We start from the raw sequence: 19,429 nt of genomic DNA, 5'->3' as shown, positions 1-19,429 counted from the left end.
TCAGTCTTCCTGGGTCTCGTCGATTGGCGCCGCGCCGGCCGCGGCATCGGCCGCCGGTTTCCTGCGCGCGCGGCCGGCACGCGGATGGGCCTTGTCGTAGACCTTGGCCAGGTGCTGGAAATCGAGTGCGGTGTAGACCTGCGTGGTCGAGATGCTGGCATGGCCCAGCATCTCCTGCACCGCGCGCAGGTCGCCGGAAGATTGCAGCAGGTGCGTGGCAAACGAATGCCGCAGCATATGCGGATGCACGTCGGCCGGCACCCCGGCGCGCAGCGCCTGCTGCTTGAGCCGCAGCTGCACCGTGCGCATCGACAGGCGCCGCCCGCGCGGGCCGAGAAACAGCGCATTGGCGTCTTCGGGCGCGGCGCCCGGCCGCAGCAAGCCGTCGCGCACCGCCAGCCACGCCTGCAGCGCGGCGATGGCCTTGCTGCCGACCGGCACCGAGCGTTGGCGCGAGCCCTTGCCAGTCACGGTCACCTCTGCGCCGGCCAGGTCGAGCCAGCCGCTGGAGCGGTAGCCGTCGGCATCGGCATAGCGCAGGTCCAGCTGCACCAGCTCGGACAGCCGCAGCCCGCTCGAGTAGAACAGTTCGTAGACGGCCTGGTCGCGCAGCGCCTCGGCATCGGTGCCGGCAGGGTGCGCCACCAGCGCCACCGCGTGCTCGACCGACAGCGCCTTGGGCAGCGCGTGCCCGGAGCGCGGCGCGCGCACGCCGTCGACCGGATTCACGGTCACGCCATGGCCATGGCGCGCCGCCCACAGATAGAAGCCGCGCCATGCCGACAGCGCGCGCGCGATGCTGGTGCCGACCAGCCCCGCGGCATGCAGCCGCGCGGCGAAATGGCGGATATGGTGGGTCTGCAGCGCCAGCAGCGCGACGCCCGGCGCATGCTGCGCCGCGTGCGCCTGCAGCACGCGCAGTTCGCGCGCATAGCCGGACAGCGTGTGCTCGGCCAGCTTGCGGCTGCCGCGCAGCCAGTCGAGGTAGCGCGCGACCAGCGGGTCTGGCAGGGGCGCTTCGCCGTCCGCGGGCGCCGACGATGGGACCACAGCGCGCGGCGGCCGGCGTGCCGTCATGGCGTTATCGCAAGGCCGCGGCTTCAGTCGCGCAGCCGGTTCAGCGCGGCGCCCGCGACCTCGCCGATCTGCGACAGGTAGGCGGTGCCCATGCCGTCGTGGAAACGGCGCGGATCGGGCGAGCCCAGCACCAGCAGGCCAAAGGCGGCGCCCCGCACGTCGGCGCCGGCCTCTGCCTTGCCGGCGGGCAGCGGCACGCGCAGCGTCACCATCGCCAGCGAGGTGATATCGTCGCGCTCCAGCAGGCTGGCCGCCTCGAAGCCGCTGTTGCTGCCGCAGTATGGCGCGCGCAGGCCCTCGGCAAAGATGCGCAGGTCTTCGCTGGCACCCTGCGCGACTTCCATGTGCGCGTACTGCTCGGCGACATCCCACAGCCTGAGCGCCACCGCCGGCACGTCGAACACCTGCTGCAGGCCGTCCTGCACCGCATACGGCAGCGCATGCGAATCGGCCTCGGCCAGCAGGCGCAACTGCCAGTCGTGCAGGCGCTGCTGGGTGCGGTCGTTCTCGTGGCCATGGCGGACCAGGTCCGCCAGGCGCAGCTCCAGGCCCTTGTTCTTCTCGCGCAGGATTTCCATCTGGCGCTCCTGCAGCGACACGGCACGATGGCTGTGCGGGCTGGTCAGCTGCACCGCGGCCAGCAGCTCGGCATGCTCTTCGAAGAACTCGGGATGGCTCTGCAGGTAGGCGGCAACGTCTTGGGCGTTCATGGGGCGTGGACCGGTAGAGGTAAAGTGGGTGGCAGTTTAGCAAACCCACCAAAGCAAAAGAGTCCGAGGCGAGCAACCCCGCCTACGTCTGAATCAGCCGCTTCTGCCGCGAAATGCTCATCAAGATGCCGATGCCCGCGCCCAGCGTCACCAGCGCGGTGCCGCCGTAGCTCAGCAGCGGCAGCGGCACGCCCACCACCGGCAGGATGCCGCTGACCATGCCCATGTTGACGAAGGCATAGGTGAAGAAGATCAGCGTGATCGATCCCGCCAGCAGCCGCGAGAACAGCGTCGGCGCATTGGCCGCGATAAAGAGCCCGCGGAAGATCAGCAGCAGATACAGCACCAGCAGCACCGCGTTGCCGATCAGGCCGAACTCTTCCGAGTACACGGCGAAGATAAAGTCGGTGTGCTTTTCCGGGATGAACTCCAGGTGGGTCTGCGTTCCCTTGAGCCAGCCCTTGCCCTCGACCCCGCCCGAGCCGATCGCGATGATCGACTGGATCGTGTGGAAGCCCTTGCCGAGCGGATCGCTGGTCGGGTCCAGCAGCGTGCAGACGCGGTGCTGCTGGTAGTCGTGCAGCACCGGCCAGTTCACGCCCGGCGCGCACATGTCGTTCTGGAAGGTGATCAGCAGCGTGATGGCGACCACCAGGATCGCCATCAGCGGCAGGATCAGCTTCCACGACAGCCCGGCGAAATAGATCACGTACAGGCCCGCGGCCATCACCAGCAGCGCCGTGCCCAGGTCGGGCTGCTTGGCGATCAGGCCCACCGGGATCAGCAGCAGCACCAGCGCGACGACGAAGTCGAACCAGCGGATCACGCCCTCGCGCTTCTGGAAGTACCACGCCAGCATCAGCGGCATCGAGATCTTCATGATCTCGGACGGCTGGATCACCATGCCGACATAGAGCCAGCGGCGCGCGCCCTTGCGGATCAGGCCGAACATGGCCACTGCGATCAGCAGCGCCACCCCGACCGTATAGATCGGCACCGCCACCCGCATCAGCGTCTGCGTCGGCAGGTAGGCGATCACGAACATCACCACGTACGACAGCAGGATGTTGCGCAACTGGTCCTCGACCCGGCCCGGCATGTCGATGGCGGCCGAGTACAGCGCCACGATGCCGGTGGCGAACAGCAGGAACACGATCAGCGAGAGCGGCTTGTCAAAACCGGTCAGCGCGGTCTTGACCAGGGACATGACGCGGCGTCGATCCATGCGCGTCTCCTTCAGCGAGAGGCGTCGGCCCCGCTGGCTGCCTTGGCAGCCACGGGCCTGACGCGTGGTTTGGGTGCGGGCGCCTTGGCCGGCACGGCCGCCGCCGAGGCCGGCGCGGGGGCCTGCGGCTTGCTGTGGCCCAGCGCCTGCAGCATGCGCTCATCCAGCGTCTGCACCGCCGAGGCCGGGGCGATCGCATCGGGGTCGAGCATCGCGGCGATCGCCTCGGGCGTCGGCACCTGCGCGGCCGAGGCCGCCGCCACCGCGCTGGCGTCAGCGCCGCTGGCCGGGGCGCCGCCGCTGGACATCACCGTGGCGCTGGCAATGCTGGCGGTCTGGCCGGTGGTGAACACGCTCGGCGTATCGACCGGCGCGCGGCCGGCGACGCGCTCGCCCGCGGGCGGCGCGATCGCCTCGAGCTCGGCGGGCCACTTGCCGGTCAGGTAGTAGTCCATCACCTTGCGCGCGATCGGCGCGGCCACCGCGGCGCCGAAGCCGGCGTTCTCGACGATCAGCGCCAGCGCGATCTTGGGGTTGTCGGCCGGCGCGAAGGCGGTGTACAGCGAGTGGTCGCGCTTGTGCTCGGCGAGCGCGTGGTGGTTGTACTTCTCGCCCTTGGCCAGGCTGTAGGTCTGTGCGGTGCCGGTCTTGCCGGCGGATTCGTAGGCGGCGCCGGCAAACACGCGCGCGGCCGTGCCCGAATGCGTCACCGCCACCATGGCGCGCTTGATCACGTTGATGTCGGCCTGCTTGAACGGGATGGTGTAGCTCTCCTTGGGCACGGTCAGCGTGCGCTTGCGCGTGACCGCGTCTTCGATGGCCTTGACCAGGTGCGGCTTCATCACCTTGCCGTCGTTGACGATCACCGAGGTCGCCTGCGCCAGCTGCAGGATGGTGAAGCTGTTGTAGCCCTGGCCGATGCCCAGCGAGATGGTCTCGCCCTCGTACCACTTCTGCTGCTCCGGCTTGCGGTAGGCGCGGCGCTTCCAGTCGGTCGACGGCAGGATGCCGCGGCTTTCGCCCTCGATGTCGATGCCGGTGATCTGGCCGAAGCCCAGCGGCTTCATGAAGTCGTGGATGCCGTTGACGCCCATGTCGCGCGCCAGCGCGTAGTAGTAGGTGTCGCACGAATGCACGATCGAGCTGTGCATGTCGACCCAGCCGTGGCCGCCCGGCTTGTCGTCGCGGAAGGTGTGGTTGCCCAGCGTGAAATAGCCGGGGTCGGACATGCCCCACGCCGCGGTGCGCTTGCCGGTAGTCAGCGCCGCCAGCGCCATGAACGGTTTGTAGGTCGAGCCCGGCGGATAAGTGCCGCGCAGGGGTCGGTTCAGCAGCGGCTTGTCGGGCGAGTTGTTCAGTTCGTTCCAGGTATTGGTGTCGATGCCCTCGACGAACAGGTTGGGGTCGAAGGTGGGCTTGGAGACGAAGGCGAGGATGTCGCCGGTGGACGGCTCGATCGCCACCAGCGCGCCGCGGCGGTTGCCATAGAGCGCCTCGGCCAGCTGCTGCAGGCGGATGTCGAGCGACAGGATCAGGTTGTTGCCGGGTGTGGCGGGCGAGGTCGACAGCGTGCGGATCGGGCGCCCGCCGGCGCTGACTTCCACTTCCTCGAAGCCGGTCAGGCCGTGCAGTTCGCTCTCGTAGCTCTGCTCCAGGCCGATCTTGCCGATGTAGTTGGTGCCCTTGTAGTTGTCGGCATCCTTGCGCGGGTCATATTTGGCGCCGTCGGCATCGTTGGCCACGTCCATGGCCTCGATGCGCTCCTGGTCGCGCTGCGAGATCCGGCCCAGGTAGCCGATCACGTGCGAGGCCGACTCGCCCAGCGGGTACTGGCGGAACAGCCGCGCGCGCACGTCGACGCCGGGGAAGCGGAAGCGCTGCGCGGAGAAGCGCGCCACCTCCGCGTCGGTCAGCTGGCTGCGGATCGGCAGGCTTTCGAAGCTGCGCGACTCCTCCATCAGCCGCTTGAAGCGGCGCCGGTCGCGCGGCTGGATCTCGACCAGCGCGGACAGGCCTTCGATGGTGTTGTCGAGCGTATCGGTCAGCTTGGACGGGGTGATCTCGAGCGTGTACGCCGAATAATTGCGCGCCAGCACGATGCCGTTGCGGTCCATGATGATGCCGCGGTTGGGCTCGATCGGCGCGACCGAAATGCGGTTGTCCTCGGCCTTGGCCGAGTACTGGTCATGCTTGTACCACTGCAGCCACAGGAAGCGCGAGAACAGCAGGCCGAAGCAGACCACCGTGAACAGCGCCGCGGCCGCCACGCGGATGCGGAAGCGGCCGATTTCCAGTTCGACGTTGCGGATTTCGGTCATGGTACTGCGTGGCCTGGAGAAATCGGTGGTGGACGATGGCGGTGGCGGCGTCAGATCGGCCGGGTCTCGTCGACATCGGTCGAGCGGCGCTGCGGCGCCAGCAGCAGGCTGGTGGCGAGCGGCCACAGCAGCGCCTCGATCGCCGGCGCCAGCAGCAACGGCCAGCCGGGCAGCGGCGCGCCCATCGCCAGCCGGATCAGCACCGGCACCGCGTGCGCGATAAACAGCAGCGGCAGCACGTGCAGCGCCTGGGTATAGACCGTGAACCACAGCACGCGGCGGTGGATGGTGATGGCGAAGTAGGCCAGCAGCGTGTAGGCCAGTGCGTGCTCGCCCAGCAGCCGGGCATCGTGCACGTCCATCAGCAGGCCCAGCACGAAGGCCACGCCCATGCCCACCTTGCGCGGCTGGTGGATGTTCCAGAACACCAGCACCAGCGCCACCATGTCCGGGATCCACAGCGTGGTGCCCCACGGCATCAGGTTGAACAGGAACGCCAGCACGAAGCTGAAGGCGATGAAGGCCGGGTTGACCGGCCGCAGCAGGTATTGGGGATTGGTCACCGTGGTGCCTCCTTGGCGGGCGCGGCCTTGCCGGCCGCGGCGCTGTCGGCGGCGGCGCGCGCCGCGGCCGACTTGGCGCCCTTGACCGGCGCTTCCGGCCGCGCCTCGACCGTTTCGCGCGCCGGGATGGCGGCGTCGTAGCGCACCACCAGCAGCTGGCGGTGCGCGCGCACGCCGGCGACCGGCTCGCAATAGACGCGCGAGAACGCGGTATCGGCCTTGCGCTCGATCTGCACGATCTTCGCCACCGGCAGGCCGGGAGGATAGGTGCCGTCAAGGCCCGAGGTCACCAGCAGGTCGCCCTGCTGCAGGTCGGCGGCGGCGGCCATGAAGCGCAGGTCGAGGTGGCCCGCGCGCGCGCCGCCGAAGGCCACGCTGCGCAGGCCGTTGCGCACCACCTGCACCGGAATCGCCTGGTCCTTGTCGGTCAGCAGCGTCACCTCGGACTGGAACGGCGACACGCGCGTGACCTGCCCCACCACGCCGCGCTCGTCGATCACCGGGTAGCCGGCGCGCAGGCCGTGCTGGCTGCCCTTGTCGATGACGATGCGCTGGCTGTACGGGTCGCGCGCGTCATACAGGATCTCGGCCGCGGTCACCGGCGTGGCCGACTGCTGCGCCAGCCCGAGCAGCTTGCGCAGCTGGTTGTTCTCGGCCTCGAGCTGGGCCTGGCGCACCGAGGCCTGCGCCTGCTGCACCGCGTTCTGGCGCAGCTCGCGGTTCTCGGTGGCGAGCGTCGCCGACGACTGGGCATAGTCGAACATGGCGCGCAGCGCGTCGCGCGGCGCCAGCACCAGGCGCTCGACCGGCATCAGCACGGTCGCGGCCACCTGCCGGCCCACGCGCAGCGCGTCGAAACGCGCGTCGACCACCAGCAGCGCCAGCGCGATGCCCACGTACAGGACCAGCCTGGCGACGGCCGAGGTGCCTTGCTTGAAGAGCGGCGGAGGGGAGTAATCCATTTACCCGAACAAAGGCCGGAGGCCACGCGGAAACGCCCCGCCGCCCGCCTTGCCGCGCACCGGCCCCTGGCGGGGACAGGCGCGGCACGGTCGGGCGGCGGGAGCTGCCAGGGCCGGGCCCCGGCGGATGCGGCGCCGCGACGCCGCCATGATCGGTCGATCCGGCAGGCCGCGCATCGCCACGTGAGCGTCCTTCTTACTCGTAGGAGAAGATGCTGCCGAGCTTGTCCATGCGTTCCAGCGCCATGCCGGAGCCGCGCACCACGCAGGTCAGCGGGTCTTCGGCGACCAGCACCGGCAGGCCGGTTTCTTCCGCCAGCAGGCGGTCCAGGTCGCGCAGCAGCGCGCCGCCGCCGGTCAGCATCATGCCGCGCTCGGCGATGTCGGCGCCCAGTTCGGGCGGAGTCTGTTCCAGCGCGATCTTGACCGCCGACACGATCTGGTTGAGCGGATCGGTCAGCGCTTCCAGGATTTCGTTGGACGAAACGGTAAAGGCGCGCGGGATGCCTTCGGACAGGTTGCGGCCCTTGACTTCCATCTCGCGGACCTCGGAGCCCGGGAAGGCCGAGCCGATTTCCTTCTTGATCGCCTCGGCGGTCTGCTCGCCGATCAGCATGCCGTAGTTGCGGCGGATGTAGTTGACGATGGCCTCGTCGAACTTGTCGCCGCCGACGCGCACCGAACCCTTGTAGACCATGCCGCCCAGCGAGATGATGCCGACCTCGGTGGTGCCGCCGCCGATATCGACCACCATCGAGCCCGACGGCTCCGACACCGGCAGGCCGGCGCCGATCGCGGCCGACATCGGCTCCTCGATCAGGTAGACCTGGCTGGCGCCGGCGCCCAGCGCCGATTCGCGGATGGCGCGGCGCTCGACCTGGGTCGAGCCGCACGGCACGCAGATGATGATGCGCGGGCTCGGGCGCAGCAGCTTGCTGTCATGCACCATCTTGATGAATTGCTTGAGCATCTGCTCGGTCACGGTGAAGTCGGCGATCACGCCGTCCTTCATCGGGCGGATCGCCTCGATATTGCCCGGCACCTTGCCCAGCATCTGCTTGGCTTCCTTGCCCACCGCCGTGATGGTCTTCTTGGCGTTGGGGCCGCCTTCCTGGCGGATCGCAACGACCGAGGGCTCGTCCAGCACGATGCCCTTGTCGCGCATGTAGATCAGCGTGTTGGCGGTGCCGAGGTCGATCGCCAGGTCGTTGGAGAAGTAGCTGCGGAGAAATCCGAACATCAGGAATCCTGTCTGTGATGGTGTTCGCGGGTAGGCGAAGCGGCCGGCGCCGCGAGCGGTCCGGCCACGAAATGGGGTTGTGTTGCGTTGAATACGGAATGGTTCTCGGCTTCCCGCTCCGCCCGCCGCCCGGACCGGAGGCTGTCCGGCCGGATGGGAACGGGTTCGGCACCGCCGGCGCACCGCGCGCGCCGGCCCTACGGGAACCTTTGATTAGACCCCGCCGAAAAGTTCGCGGAAATGTGCAGGCGCCGGCGCATCATGCTGGCTGTCGCACAACATGCGGGGACCGGCGGCAAGGCCTAATCAGAGGACCCAGGTTTGCCCTTCGGGCGCCTTCGGGCACCGGGCGCGGAGGCGCCGGCCGCAGGCCATGTGGCGTAGGCGTTGCCAAAGGTCGGTAACTCGCAATGATACCTTATAATTCTGGCGACTTCGGGCGTTTACAGCCTGAAAATACCTGCAATTCTGACGACTGCGGGGTGTCGTTCCGGCGCCTGCGGTCAGGCTGCGGGCCACACGACGCAGCGGCACCGCAAGCCAGCCGCCGGCGCAGCCCGCGCCGCCCTTCGTATCCCAGTATCCGAGCCTCCGAGCATCGACCCACCACGCCATGGCCCTCGACCTATCCGACGTCAAGCGCATTGCCCACCTCGCCCGCATCGAAACCAGCGATGACGAGGCCGCCCAGACGCTTGCGCAGCTGAACAACTTTTTCTCGCTGGTCGAGCAGATGCAGGCGGTCGACACCACCGGCATCGAGCCGCTGGCGCATCCGCTGTCGGCGGTGCGCGACATGGTCCAGCGCCTGCGCGAGGACGTGGTCACCGAAACCGACCGCCGCGCCGACTACCAGCGCCCCGCGCCGGCCACCGAAAACGGCCTGTACCTGGTGCCCAAGGTCATCGAATGACCCTTGCCCCGGCCCGTGCCACCGCGCCACCAGGCGCGCCCCGGGCGGCCCGCCAGTACAACACCCCTGATGCCAACCGACTGTCATGCCCTTTTCCGCTGATTCCGTGACTTCCCTGCGCCAGCTTGCCGACGCCCTGGCCGCGCGCACCGTCTCCGCCGAGGAACTCGCGCGCGAGTACCTGGCCCGCATCGAGCAGGCCGCCGCGCTCAACGCCTTTATCCACGTCGATGCCGAGCTGACGCTGGCCCAGGCCCGCGCCGCCGACACCCGCCGCGCGCGCGGCGAGGCCGCGCCGCTGACCGGCGTGCCGGTCGCGCACAAGGATGTGTTCGTCACGCGCGGCTGGCGCGCCACCGCCGGCTCGAAGATGCTGGGCAACTATGAAAGCCCGTTCGACGCCACCGTGGTCGAGCGCATGGCCGCCGCCGGCATGGTCACGCTGGGCAAGACCAACATGGACGAATTCGCGATGGGCTCGTCCAACGAGAACTCGCATTTCGGCCCGGTGCGCAACCCGTGGGACGCCAGCCGCGTGCCCGGCGGCTCGTCGGGCGGCTCGGCCGCGGCGGTCGCCGCCGGCCTCGCGCCCGCCGCCACCGGCACCGACACCGGCGGCTCGATCCGCCAGCCGGCATCGTTCTCGGGCATCACCGGCATCAAGCCGACCTACGGCCGCGTGTCGCGCTACGGCATGATCGCCTTTGCCTCGTCGCTGGACCAGGGCGGCCCGATGGCCCACACCGCCGAGGACTGCGCGCTGCTGCTCAACGCCATGGCCGGCTTCGACCCGAAGGACTCGACCAGCATCCCGCCCGCGCAGGGCGGCGTGGACGAGGACTACACCCGCCTGCTGGGCCAGCCGCGCGCCGGCGCCAGCGCCGAGCGCCCGCTGGCCGGCCTGCGCATCGGCCTGCCGAGGGAGTACTTCGGCAAGGGCCTGGCGGCCGACGTCGAGCAGGCCGTGCGCGCCGCGCTGGCCGAGTACGAGAAGCTGGGCGCGACGCTGGTCGAGGTGTCGCTGCCCAAGACCGAGCTGTCGATCCCGGTGTACTACGTGATCGCGCCGGCCGAGGCCTCGTCCAACCTGTCGCGCTTCGACGGCGTGCGCTACGGCCACCGCGCCGACGAGTACCGCGACCTGCTCGACATGTACAAGAAGACCCGCGCCGAAGGCTTCGGCGCCGAGGTCAAGCGCCGCATCCTGGTCGGCACCTACGTGCTGTCGCACGGCTACTACGACGCCTACTACCTGCAGGCGCAGAAAATCCGCCGCATCATCGCCGACGACTTCCAGCGCGCCTTCGCCCAGTGCGACGTGATCATGGGCCCGGTGGCGCCGACGGTGGCGTGGAAGCTCGGCGAGAAGACCTCGGACCCGGTGCAGATGTACCTGGCCGACATCTTCACGCTGTCGACCAGCCTGGCCGGCCTGCCCGGCATGAGCGTGCCGTGCGGCTTCGGCGCGGGCAACATGCCCGTGGGCCTGCAGCTGATCGGCAACTACTTCGACGAAGCGCGCCTGCTGCAGGCCGCGCACGCGTTCCAGCAGGCGACCGACTGGCACCTGCGCCGCCCCGCCAAGGCCTGACCATGACCCGCTCCCTGCTCCGCCTGCTTGCCGCCGCGGCGCTCGCCACACTGGTGGCAGGCTGCATCCAGCTGCCGATCATCGGCAAGCCCACGCCGATCGCCAGCCGCGACATCGACCTGGCCGGCGACTGCCGCCGCACCGAGGAAGACGGCTTCCGCGAAGACGCGCAGCTGCGCATTGCGGACAACAGCGTGCAGCAGCTGTCGTGGAAGCTGTGGGTCGGCAAGCGCGGCTCTTGCAGCTTCAACCTGGCGGATTTCCGCCAGGTCCAGAAGAAGCCGCATATCGAGCTGCGCGCCAACGACGGCAGCGGCTGCAAGCTGATGGTGTGGCAGGACCCGCGCCGCGTCACGCTGGCGCACGCCAACTGCCAGCAGCGCTGCACCCCGGGCATCTATGAGGAAGCCTGGCCCGTGATGTTCGAGCCGGGCACAGGCGCCTGCGCGCGCACGCGCTGAAGCACCGTAACCACAGCAAGCCGGCCATGGTCCACGCCCCCGCCACCCTGCAACACGCATCGCGCGCCGCCCGTCCGGCGCGCGCGTGGCTGCGCGCCGCGGTGGCGCTTGGCTTTGGCGCGTGGCTGGCCGGCGCCGCGGCGCATACGCCGGACCTGCCGGCACCCGCGCTGGACGCGCCGGCACCGCTGACGCCGGCGGGCGCACTGGCGCCCAACGCGGTGAGCCGGGCCGCGCCGGCCTCATCGGCGGCAGCCAGGGCGGCAGTCGCACCCGTGCCCGCGCAACGGATCCAGCTGCGCGGCGATGCCGCCACGCCGGCGCTGACCGCCTACTGGTTCCTGCCGCGCGAAGCCACCACGCCGCGCGCGCTGCCGGTGGTGGTGGCGCTGCACGGCTGCGGCGGCCTGCTGGCACAGCGCCCCACGCGCGACGGCAGCGCCGCGGCAACCGGTACCGACACCGCGGATGTTGCCGCGCTGCTGCAGCAACGCTACCGCGAATACGCGCACTGGCTCACCGAACGCGGCTACGCGGTGCTGATGCCCGACAGCTTCAGCGCGCGCGGCAAGCCCAACGGCATCTGCGCCGAGCCCATCGACAACCGCGCCATCGACGACCGCACCCGCCGCGCCGACGCGCTCGCCGCGCTGCGCTGGGTGGCGCAGCAGCCCGCGGTCGACGCCGCGCGCATCGTGCTGCTGGGCTGGTCGAACGGCGCGCAGGCGGTGCTGGCCACCGTCGACGCCAGCCGCCCGTGGCCGGCCGGCACGCCGCCGGTCGAGCGCGCGGTGGCGTTCTACCCGGGCTGCAAGCGCGCGGTGCAGCAGCACAGCTTCCGCCTGCGCGCGCCGCTGCTGCTGATGATCGGCGGCGCCGACGACTGGACCCCGGCGACCCGCTGCGCCATGCTGCAGAGCGCGGTGCAGGCGCGCCAGCCGGGCGCGCGCTTCCGGCTGGAGATCTACCCCGGCGCCTATCACGGCTTCGACGGCACCAGCGAGCTGCACCGGCGCACCGACGTGCCCGCCGCCGCCATGCGCAAGGGCCAGAGCGTTACCGTCGGCGGCGACGCGGTCGCGCGCGTGGCCGCGCTGGCGCAGCTCGACTCCTGGCTGGCCAGTCCCGACCCCTGACCGCCACGCAAGACCAGACACAACACCGGGGCGGCGCTGCCGCTCCCTCGCAACAGACAACACCGAAAGAACCGAACAGGAATACCGCCATGCAATGGGAAGTGGTGATCGGCCTCGAAACGCACGCGCAGCTGTCGACGGCCTCCAAGATTTTTTCCGGCACCTCCACCGCCTTCGGCGCCGAGGCCAACACGCAGGCGTCGCCGGTTGACCTGGCGCTGCCGGGCGTGCTGCCGGTGCTCAACCAGGGCGCGGTCGAGCGCGCGATCCAGTTCGGCCTGGCGATCGGCGCGACCATCGCGCCGCGCAGCGTCTTTGCACGCAAGAACTACTTCTACCCCGACCTGCCCAAGGGCTACCAGATCAGCCAGTATGAGATCCCGGTGGTACAGGGCGGCACCATCACCATCCAGGTCGAGGGCAAGCAGGGCGAGTCCTACCAGAAGACCGTCAACCTGACGCGCGCGCACCTGGAGGAAGACGCGGGCAAGTCGCTGCACGAGGACTTTGCCGGCATGACCGGCATCGACCTGAACCGTGCCGGCACGCCGCTGCTGGAAATCGTCACCGAGCCCGACATGCGCAGCGCCGCCGAAGCGGTGGCCTACGCCAAGGCGCTGCACTCGCTGGTGGTGTGGCTGGGCATCTGCGACGGCAACATGCAGGAAGGCAGCTTCCGCTGCGACGCCAACGTGTCGGTGCGCCCGCTCGGCCAGAAGGAATTCGGCACGCGCCGCGAGATCAAGAACCTGAACTCGTTCCGCTTCCTGCAGCAGGCCATCGAATACGAGGTGCAATGGCAGATCGCCGAGATCGAGGACGGCCGCAAGATCCAGCAGGCCACCGTGCTGTTCGACCCGGACACCGGCGAAACCCGCGCCATGCGCACCAAGGAAGACGCGCACGACTACCGCTACTTCCCCGACCCGGACCTGATGCCGCTCGAGATCGACGCCGGCTGGATCGAGCGCGTGCGCGGCGAACTGCCGGAGCTGCCGGCGGCGATGCAGGCGCGCTTTGTCTCGCAATACGGCCTGTCGGCGTATGACGCCACCATGCTGACCGCGACCAAGGCCTATGCCGCCTACTTCGAAGCCGTGGTCGCCGGCGCGGGCACGGCCAGCGCCAAGCCCGCCGCCAACTGGCTGATGGGCGACGTGGCCTCGCAACTGAACCGCGAAGGCATCGCCATCGACGCGGCGCCGGTCACGCCGGCGCAACTGGCCAGGCTGCTGGCGCGCATCGCCGACGGCACGGTGTCGAACAACACCGCCAAGAAGGACGTGTTCCCCGCGATGTGGGCAGGCGAGCACGGCGGCGACGCCGACGCCATCATCGCGGCCAAGGGACTGAAGCAAATGTCCGACAGCGGCGAGCTGGAAAAGATCATCGACGACGTGCTGGCCGCCAATGCCAGGTCGGTCGAGGAATTCCGCTCGGGCAAGGAAAAGGCGTTCAACGCGCTGGTCGGGCAGGCGATGAAGGCGACCAAGGGCAAGGCCAATCCGGCGCAGGTGAATGAACTGCTGAGGAAGAAGCTGGGGTAAGGCTCCAGTCCGGTCTATCCCGCTTGTTGGCTCCCCTCTCCCGCTCGCGGGAGAGGGGCCGGGGAGAGGGCAGGCGCTGGCATACCGACGGCCCTGACTTCGTCGACGCATCGGCCCTCTCCCCAACCCTCTCCCGCAAGCGGGAGAGGGAGCCGTCCTTCGGTCGGAAGGTTCGCGCACGCTCAAGCGCCCTTCACATCCCCGCCCTCCCCCTCACCGTCTCCTCCAGCAACGACCTCAGCTTCGCCAGCGCCCCGGGATCCCCGTGCGCCGCGGAGCGTGCATACCAGATCTTCGCCTGCTCGATATCCCGGTCGACCACGCCGGGCTCGCCACGCTCATAGAAGCTGCCGACGATGTACTGCGCGCCGCCGTTCCCCGCGCTTGCCGCGCGCTGGTACCACGCAAACGCCTGCGCGTAGTCGCGCGGCACGCCGCGGCCGGTGAAGTAGTTCGTCGCCAGTTCCATCTGCGCCTGCACGTGGCCGCCCTGCGCCGCGCGTTCGTACCAGCGGTTCGCCTGTTCCAGCGATTTCGGCACCAGTTCGCCGCGCTCGTACAGGTCGCCCCAGGTGTATTGCGCATGGGTCATGCCGTTGTCGGCCGCCTTGCGCAACCACACCAGCGCCTCTTGCGGCCGCGCGGCAGTGCCCTCGCCACGCAGCAGCATCATCGCGTAATTGAATTGGGCGAGGCGGTTGCCCTGGCGCGCGGCGGCGGAGAAGCCCTGCAAGGCCTCGTCGAAGCGGCCGGACTCGTAGGCCGCGACAGCGTCACGGGTCTGCGCCTGCGCCGGAGCGGGCGGCTGCGGTGCCGCGGTGGCGGGTGGCAACACCAGCCACGCGCAAAGCGCGCCGGCCAGCAAGGCGGCATGCGGGAAACGGGCTTTCGACATGGCGGACTCCGGCGCGGGGCCTTCTTTGCTTCAGTGTAGGAGTCCGCCGAGGTGCCCGGTAGCGACCGAATTATCTACACGAATAATCAACCGGCCAACAATGCCGGCCCCAATCATTCGTCGTACCAATAAACCAAATCCCGGCTCAGATCCACCCCGCGCGGTGCAGCCGCCGCCACAGCGCGCCACAGGCCACCGCGGTCACGCCGATCACCGCCGGATAGGCATAGTGGACCTTCAGCTCGGGCATGAAATCGAAGTTCATCCCGTACAGGCTGAACACCACCGTCGGGATCGCCAGGATGGCGCCCCAGCCGGCGAGCCGCTTGACCACCTCGTTCTGGCCGACGGTCACCAGCGCCAGGTTGACCTGCACCGCCGTGGTCAGCATCTCGCGCACCACGTCGAGCGTGCGCACCAGCCGGCTGGCGTGGTCCTCGATATCGCGGAAGTAGGCGCGCAGCTCCTTCGGCACCAGCTCTTCGTGCAGCCGGATCAGCTGGCCGCACATGTCCTCGACCGGGCTGACCGCGTTGCGCAGGCGCAGTACCTGGCGCTTGACCTGGTACAGCCGCTGGATCGCGGCGCGGTCGAACTCGTCGCGGAAGATGCCCTGCTCGAGCGCCTCGAAGTTGTCCTCCAGGCGCGTGACGATCGGCAGGTAGTGGTCGACGACGAAATCCATCAGCGCGTACAGCACATAGCCAGGCCCGTTGGCCAGTCCGTGCGGGTCGTGCTCGCAGCGCTCGCGCACCGGTGCATAGGTGCTGCTGGCCCCATGGCGCACCGAGACCACGTAGTTGGGGCCGACGAACAGATGGGTCTCGCCGACCACGACTTCGTCCTGCACCAGCTGCGCGGTGTTGAGCACCACGAACACGGAATCGCCGTAGGCCTCGAGCTTGGGCCGCTGGTGCGCGTTGGTCGCGTCTTCGACCGCGAGGTCGTGCAGGCCGAAGGCTTGCTGCGCCTGCCGCAGCAGCGCCAGTTCGGGCTCGTGCAGCCCCAGCCAGACGAAGGTGCCAGGCACCGCCAGCACCTTCGGGATTTCTTCCATGCCTACCGTGCCGAGCCGCTTGCCCTGCCGGTAGGCCACGCAATTGACGATGGCGCCCATGGAAACTCCGCTGATCAGATGGCGCAATCGTAACAAGGCTTTGCACGATGCCCGCACTGCCCGCGCCCTGCCCGCGCCTGGCCCGATGCCGAAGCCGCTCAAGCCGCGCCGGCCACACTTGCGCCGCGCCAGCGGTGCGCGCATGGAGCCCACCCGCCACCTGCGGTACATATCGATCCAATTGTTACAGTTCGCCACAGATACAACGTTAGAATGTGGCATTTCCACGGTCACCCGGCTATGTCCCAGAAGAAAACGCCACGCTTCGAGCTGCGCAGTGGCAACGTCGACGCCCTCCTTCTCGCCCTCCAGACCGCCGACATGGCTGCGCTGCGGGATGACCTCCTCACCCGCTTCGAAGCCACCCCCGACTTCTTCTCCAATGACGTGATCGCGCTGGACCTGCGCGCGCTCGACGATGACAGCGAAGTCGCGCTCGGCACCGTGATCGACACGCTGGCCACGCTCAAGGCCCGCGCCATCGGCGTGGTGGCCCGCGCCGGCCAGCGCGAGTGGGCCGAGCGCTTCGGCCTGCCGCTGCTCGACAGCCAGGCCCGCCGCAACGGCGCCGCCGAGCGTGCCGCCGAAGCCAGGGCCGCTGCCGCCGCGGAACAGGCCGTCGCGGAACAAGCGGCGCGCGAGGAAGCCGCCCGCGCCGCGGCGCAGGCGGCCACCGACGCCGCCGTCGCCGCCGCCGTGCGCCAGAACCAGACCCTGCTGATCGACAAGCCGCTGCGCTCTGGCCAGCAGGTCTACGCGCATGGCGACGTGGTCATCATGGACGTGGTCAGCTACGGTGCCGAGGTCATCGCCGAAGGCAACATCCATATCTATGCCCCGCTGCGCGGCCGCGCGCTGGCGGGGGTCAAGGGCAACACCGCCGCGCGCATCTTCAGCACGTGCATGGAGCCCGAACTGATTTCCATCGCCGGCATCTACCGGACCGCGGAGCAGACGCTTCCGGCCGATGTGCACGGCAAGACCGCCCAGGTGCGCCTGGCCGATGAAAAACTGATCCTCGAAGCGCTGCGGCTCAAGTAACCGCGGCGCGCATCGGGACCGGATCACAGAGAGCGCAAGCTTCCAACTTATTACTGGACCAAAGAGCCATGGCAAAAATCATCGTTGTGACCTCCGGCAAGGGAGGCGTCGGCAAGACCACCACCAGCGCCAGCTTTGCCGCCGGCCTGGCCCTGCGTGGCCACAAGACTGCCGTGATCGACTTCGACGTCGGCCTGCGCAACCTCGACCTGATCATGGGTTGCGAGCGCCGCGTGGTGTATGACCTGATCAACGTGGTGCAGGGCGAAGCCAACCTGCGCCAGGCGCTGATCAAGGACAAGAAGTGCGAGAACCTGTTCATCCTGCCGGCGTCGCAGACGCGCGACAAGGATGCGCTGACGCGCGAGGGCGTCGAGAAGGTGATCGACGGCCTGATCGAGATGGATTTCGAATACATTGTCTGCGACTCGCCCGCCGGCATCGAATCGGGCGCGCTGATGGCCATGTACTTCGCCGACGAGGCGCTGATCGTGACCAACCCGGAAGTGTCGTCGGTGCGCGATTCGGACCGCATCCTCGGCATCCTGGCGTCCAAGACCAAGCGCGCCACCGAGGGCGGCGATCCGATCAAGGAACACCTGCTGATCACGCGCTACAACCCCAAGCGCGTTCATGGCGGCGAGATGCTGTCGCTGACCGACATCCAGGAAATCCTGCGCATCAAGCTGATCGGCGTGGTGCCGGAATCGGAAGCGGTGCTGCACGCCTCCAACCAGGGCACGCCCGCCATCCACCTGGAAGGCAGCGACGTGTCCGACGCCTACAGCGACGTGGTGGACCGCTTCCTCGGCAAGGACAAGCCGATGCGTTTCACCGACTACCAGAAGCCGGGGCTGTTCTCGCGCATCTTCGGCAACAAGTAACGGTCAAGGAGGGCTCACCCCATGTCGATCCTTTCCTTCCTGCTGGGAGAGAAGAAGAAGTCCGCGTCGGTCGCCAAGGAGCGGCTGCAGATCATCCTGGCGCACGAGCGCACCGGCCATTCCGCCCCCGCCGACTACCTGCCCGCGCTGCAGCGCGAGCTGGTGGCGGTGATCTCCAAGTACGTCAAGATCGGCGACCAGGACCTGCGCGTCAGCCTGGAACGCCAGGACAACCTCGAGGTGCTCGAGGTCAAGATCGAGATCCCGCAGCACTGAGCACGGGACCCGGCGGCGCCGGGTCCATGCCCCCGCGGGGCTCGCTGCCCCGCCCCTTCTTGCGCCTTCCCGCCCTGTCGCTCCAACGCCCCGCCGCCGTGCCAGCGCGGTGCCGAGGCTTCTCCGCTGCGCTGCCTTATCCCCCAAATGCAGAATTCTGTAGCGGCCAGACAACGGAATTGCACCAATTTCCTGCTTGAAAGCGCGGCTCCACGGAGTTTTGTGTCCTTGTTCCTTACGTTTTGTTAAATTTTCGCGGCGTTTACAGGAAACGTAGACCTTATCCCCGCCGTGATCCGGCGAAGGGCACAGTACAAGACAGAAAAGGAGCACCATGAAGAAATCGGCCATCGTCCTCGCAGCCGGCAGCCTGTTGGCAGGTTCGGCTTTCGCACAATCGTCCGTCACCCTGTACGGTATCGTCGACCAGAGCATCCGCTTCCAGACGAACGCGAACGCCAACAATGACAACTCGTGGGAACTGACCAACGGCGCCGTCACCAACAGCCGCTGGGGCATCAAGGGCAGCGAAGCCCTGGGCAACAACCTGAAGGCGATCTTCCAGCTGGAAAACGGCTTCGATCCGGACACCGGCCGCGCCAACCAGAATGGCCGCCTGTTCGGTCGTCAGGCCTACGTGGGCCTGAGCGGTGACTTCGGCACGATCAAGCTGGGCCGCCAGTACACCGAAGGCTTTAATTTCTTCGGCGACTACGATCCGCTGACCATCGGCAACTACACCAACAACGCCTGGCCGTTCTTCCTGACCAACTTCCGTAACGACAACGTCATCAGCTACGGCGGCAAGTTCGGCGGCCTGGACGTCGGAGCCAGCTACGGCTTCGGCGAGCAAGCGGGCAGCATGAGCCGGAACCAGTACTGGGGCGCTCGCGCCGCGTACACCTTCGGTCCGTTCGGCATCGGCGGCGTGTACCAAGAAGTGCGTAATCTGACCGGCGAGAAGCAACAGATGTGGGGCGCTGCCGGTAAGTACTCGATCGGGCCGGCCAAGGTCTTCGTGGGTTATATCGGTGGTAAGGACCGCACCGGCAGTGTCGACGCTTCGCTGAACTTCGACACCTCAACCGGCGCCACGACGCTTAACCCGATCCCGGCAGGTGGCAACGCAGCAGCCAACCCGCGCAAGGACACCATCGGCTACATCGGCGTGACCTACCAGGCCACCCCGGCTCTGGCGCTGACCGGCGTGTTCTACGGCGACTATGTTGAAAACGTCAACGGCGTTAACAACAACAACGGCCGCCGCTACACCGGCGTGCTGCTGGCCGAGTACTCGCTGTCCAAGCGCACCCAGGTCTACGGTACGGTTGACTTCAACAAGGTTTCGGGCGGCACCACCACCGAAATGCCGGGCCGCAACAACCAGACCGGCGCTGCCGTCGGTATCCGCCACATCTTCTGATCGATACCTGATCGGCAGCCCTGGCAAAAGGCACCTTCGGGTGCCTTTTT

General features: G+C 68.4%; 18 protein-coding genes. 9 read left to right on the top strand and 9 right to left on the bottom strand.

Going from position 1 to position 19,429, the window contains the following annotated elements:
* The 7 genes from A2G96_RS01670 to A2G96_RS01640 all read right to left on the bottom strand — a co-directional run bounded on the left by A2G96_RS01670 (position 1) and on the right by A2G96_RS01640 (position 8,095).
* The gene (locus tag A2G96_RS01670) at positions 1-1,077 is read right to left on the bottom strand and encodes a tyrosine recombinase XerC (RefSeq protein WP_062796187.1); all 1,077 of its coding nucleotides are present in this window, start codon (positions 1,075-1,077) and stop codon (positions 1-3) included.
* Positions 1,078-1,100: 23 nt separating this feature from the next.
* Positions 1,101-1,787 carry a DUF484 family protein gene (locus A2G96_RS01665; RefSeq protein ID WP_062796185.1) on the bottom strand — a complete coding sequence of 229 codons (687 nt, stop codon included), beginning with the start codon at positions 1,785-1,787 and terminating at the stop codon, positions 1,101-1,103.
* A gap of 82 nt (positions 1,788-1,869) precedes the next feature.
* Entirely contained in the window at positions 1,870-3,012 is a 1,143-nt protein-coding gene (gene rodA / locus A2G96_RS01660) for a rod shape-determining protein RodA (protein ID WP_062796183.1), read from the bottom strand.
* Between the two features lie 11 nt (positions 3,013-3,023).
* Positions 3,024-5,330 (bottom strand): penicillin-binding protein 2, encoded by a 2,307-nt coding sequence (gene mrdA / locus A2G96_RS01655; RefSeq protein ID WP_062796181.1) that lies wholly within the window; start codon positions 5,328-5,330, stop codon positions 3,024-3,026.
* Positions 5,331-5,380: 50 nt separating this feature from the next.
* Positions 5,381-5,893, bottom strand: coding sequence for a rod shape-determining protein MreD (gene mreD, locus A2G96_RS01650; RefSeq protein ID WP_062796179.1), 513 nt, complete (start codon positions 5,891-5,893; stop codon positions 5,381-5,383).
* Positions 5,890-6,855: a rod shape-determining protein MreC gene (mreC, locus tag A2G96_RS01645; RefSeq protein WP_062796177.1), complete on the bottom strand. Its 966-nt coding sequence runs from the start codon at positions 6,853-6,855 to the stop codon at positions 5,890-5,892. Before mreC ends, mreD begins: the two co-directional genes overlap by 4 nt.
* A gap of 196 nt (positions 6,856-7,051) precedes the next feature.
* Entirely contained in the window at positions 7,052-8,095 is a 1,044-nt protein-coding gene (locus A2G96_RS01640) for a rod shape-determining protein (RefSeq protein WP_008648066.1), read from the bottom strand.
* 613 nt (positions 8,096-8,708) lie between these two features.
* On the opposite strand from A2G96_RS01640, the gene gatC reads away from it, so the two are divergent.
* From gatC to gatB, 5 genes are all read left to right on the top strand, one after another.
* Complete coding sequence (gene gatC, locus A2G96_RS01635; RefSeq protein ID WP_025585501.1) at positions 8,709-9,008, top strand: Asp-tRNA(Asn)/Glu-tRNA(Gln) amidotransferase subunit GatC; 300 nt, start codon at positions 8,709-8,711, stop codon at positions 9,006-9,008.
* Positions 9,009-9,093: 85 nt separating this feature from the next.
* Positions 9,094-10,599: an Asp-tRNA(Asn)/Glu-tRNA(Gln) amidotransferase subunit GatA gene (gatA, locus tag A2G96_RS01630; RefSeq protein WP_062796175.1), complete on the top strand. Its 1,506-nt coding sequence runs from the start codon at positions 9,094-9,096 to the stop codon at positions 10,597-10,599.
* Positions 10,600-10,601: 2 nt separating this feature from the next.
* Positions 10,602-11,060, top strand: coding sequence for a hypothetical protein (locus A2G96_RS01625; protein WP_062796173.1), 459 nt, complete (start codon positions 10,602-10,604; stop codon positions 11,058-11,060).
* Positions 11,061-11,086: 26 nt separating this feature from the next.
* Entirely contained in the window at positions 11,087-12,196 is a 1,110-nt protein-coding gene (locus A2G96_RS01620; RefSeq protein WP_062796171.1) for a dienelactone hydrolase family protein, read from the top strand.
* 89 nt (positions 12,197-12,285) lie between these two features.
* The gene (gatB, locus tag A2G96_RS01615; protein ID WP_062796169.1) at positions 12,286-13,743 is read left to right on the top strand and encodes an Asp-tRNA(Asn)/Glu-tRNA(Gln) amidotransferase subunit GatB; all 1,458 of its coding nucleotides are present in this window, start codon (positions 12,286-12,288) and stop codon (positions 13,741-13,743) included.
* 193 nt (positions 13,744-13,936) lie between these two features.
* On the opposite strand, the gene A2G96_RS01610 is transcribed toward gatB, so the two are convergent.
* Both A2G96_RS01610 and A2G96_RS01605 read right to left on the bottom strand, forming a co-directional pair.
* Positions 13,937-14,638, bottom strand: a complete 702-nt coding sequence (locus tag A2G96_RS01610) for a tetratricopeptide repeat protein (RefSeq protein WP_062796167.1) — start codon at positions 14,636-14,638, stop codon at positions 13,937-13,939.
* A gap of 145 nt (positions 14,639-14,783) precedes the next feature.
* Positions 14,784-15,755: a magnesium and cobalt transport protein CorA gene (locus tag A2G96_RS01605; protein WP_062796165.1), complete on the bottom strand. Its 972-nt coding sequence runs from the start codon at positions 15,753-15,755 to the stop codon at positions 14,784-14,786.
* A gap of 240 nt (positions 15,756-15,995) precedes the next feature.
* Here A2G96_RS01605 and minC point away from each other — a divergent pair, with 240 nt between their 5' ends.
* From minC to A2G96_RS01585, 4 genes are all read left to right on the top strand, one after another.
* Entirely contained in the window at positions 15,996-16,796 is an 801-nt protein-coding gene (gene minC / locus A2G96_RS01600) for a septum site-determining protein MinC (protein ID WP_062796163.1), read from the top strand.
* A 68-nt stretch (positions 16,797-16,864) separates the two neighbouring features.
* On the top strand, positions 16,865-17,680 hold the full coding sequence (minD, locus tag A2G96_RS01595; RefSeq protein WP_062796161.1) for a septum site-determining protein MinD: 816 nt from the start codon (positions 16,865-16,867) through the stop codon (positions 17,678-17,680).
* Positions 17,681-17,701: 21 nt separating this feature from the next.
* A complete protein-coding gene (gene minE, locus A2G96_RS01590) occupies positions 17,702-17,956 on the top strand; it encodes a cell division topological specificity factor MinE (RefSeq protein WP_012351386.1) in 255 nt (84 codons plus the stop codon).
* A 334-nt stretch (positions 17,957-18,290) separates the two neighbouring features.
* The gene (locus A2G96_RS01585) at positions 18,291-19,379 is read left to right on the top strand and encodes a porin (RefSeq protein ID WP_062796159.1); all 1,089 of its coding nucleotides are present in this window, start codon (positions 18,291-18,293) and stop codon (positions 19,377-19,379) included.
* Positions 19,380-19,429 lie beyond the last annotated feature (50 nt).

Source organism: Cupriavidus nantongensis (genome assembly GCF_001598055.1).
In the GTDB taxonomy this organism is placed as follows: Bacteria; Pseudomonadota; Gammaproteobacteria; order Burkholderiales; family Burkholderiaceae; genus Cupriavidus; species Cupriavidus nantongensis.
This window is presented reverse-complemented; position numbering and strand designations above follow the sequence as displayed.

Bases quoted from the DNA above. Each gene is read 5' to 3' on its own strand.
- A2G96_RS01670 (WP_062796187.1), bottom strand. From the start codon at position 1,077: ATGACGGCACGCCGGCCGCCGCGCGCTGTGGTCCCATCGTCGGCGCCC.
- minD (WP_062796161.1), top strand. From the start codon at position 16,865: ATGGCAAAAATCATCGTTGTGACCTCCGGCAAGGGAGGCGTCGGCAAG.
- mreC (WP_062796177.1), bottom strand. From the start codon at position 6,855: ATGGATTACTCCCCTCCGCCGCTCTTCAAGCAAGGCACCTCGGCCGTC.
- mrdA (WP_062796181.1), bottom strand. From the start codon at position 5,330: ATGACCGAAATCCGCAACGTCGAACTGGAAATCGGCCGCTTCCGCATC.
- gatA (WP_062796175.1), top strand. From the start codon at position 9,094: ATGCCCTTTTCCGCTGATTCCGTGACTTCCCTGCGCCAGCTTGCCGAC.
- A2G96_RS01640 (WP_008648066.1), bottom strand. From the start codon at position 8,095: ATGTTCGGATTTCTCCGCAGCTACTTCTCCAACGACCTGGCGATCGAC.
- A2G96_RS01605 (WP_062796165.1), bottom strand. From the start codon at position 15,755: ATGGGCGCCATCGTCAATTGCGTGGCCTACCGGCAGGGCAAGCGGCTC.
- A2G96_RS01665 (WP_062796185.1), bottom strand. From the start codon at position 1,787: ATGAACGCCCAAGACGTTGCCGCCTACCTGCAGAGCCATCCCGAGTTC.
- gatC (WP_025585501.1), top strand. From the start codon at position 8,709: ATGGCCCTCGACCTATCCGACGTCAAGCGCATTGCCCACCTCGCCCGC.
- A2G96_RS01620 (WP_062796171.1), top strand. From the start codon at position 11,087: ATGGTCCACGCCCCCGCCACCCTGCAACACGCATCGCGCGCCGCCCGT.
- A2G96_RS01610 (WP_062796167.1), bottom strand. From the start codon at position 14,638: ATGTCGAAAGCCCGTTTCCCGCATGCCGCCTTGCTGGCCGGCGCGCTT.
- rodA (WP_062796183.1), bottom strand. From the start codon at position 3,012: ATGGATCGACGCCGCGTCATGTCCCTGGTCAAGACCGCGCTGACCGGT.
- minE (WP_012351386.1), top strand. From the start codon at position 17,702: ATGTCGATCCTTTCCTTCCTGCTGGGAGAGAAGAAGAAGTCCGCGTCG.
- A2G96_RS01625 (WP_062796173.1), top strand. From the start codon at position 10,602: ATGACCCGCTCCCTGCTCCGCCTGCTTGCCGCCGCGGCGCTCGCCACA.
- minC (WP_062796163.1), top strand. From the start codon at position 15,996: ATGTCCCAGAAGAAAACGCCACGCTTCGAGCTGCGCAGTGGCAACGTC.
- gatB (WP_062796169.1), top strand. From the start codon at position 12,286: ATGCAATGGGAAGTGGTGATCGGCCTCGAAACGCACGCGCAGCTGTCG.
- A2G96_RS01585 (WP_062796159.1), top strand. From the start codon at position 18,291: ATGAAGAAATCGGCCATCGTCCTCGCAGCCGGCAGCCTGTTGGCAGGT.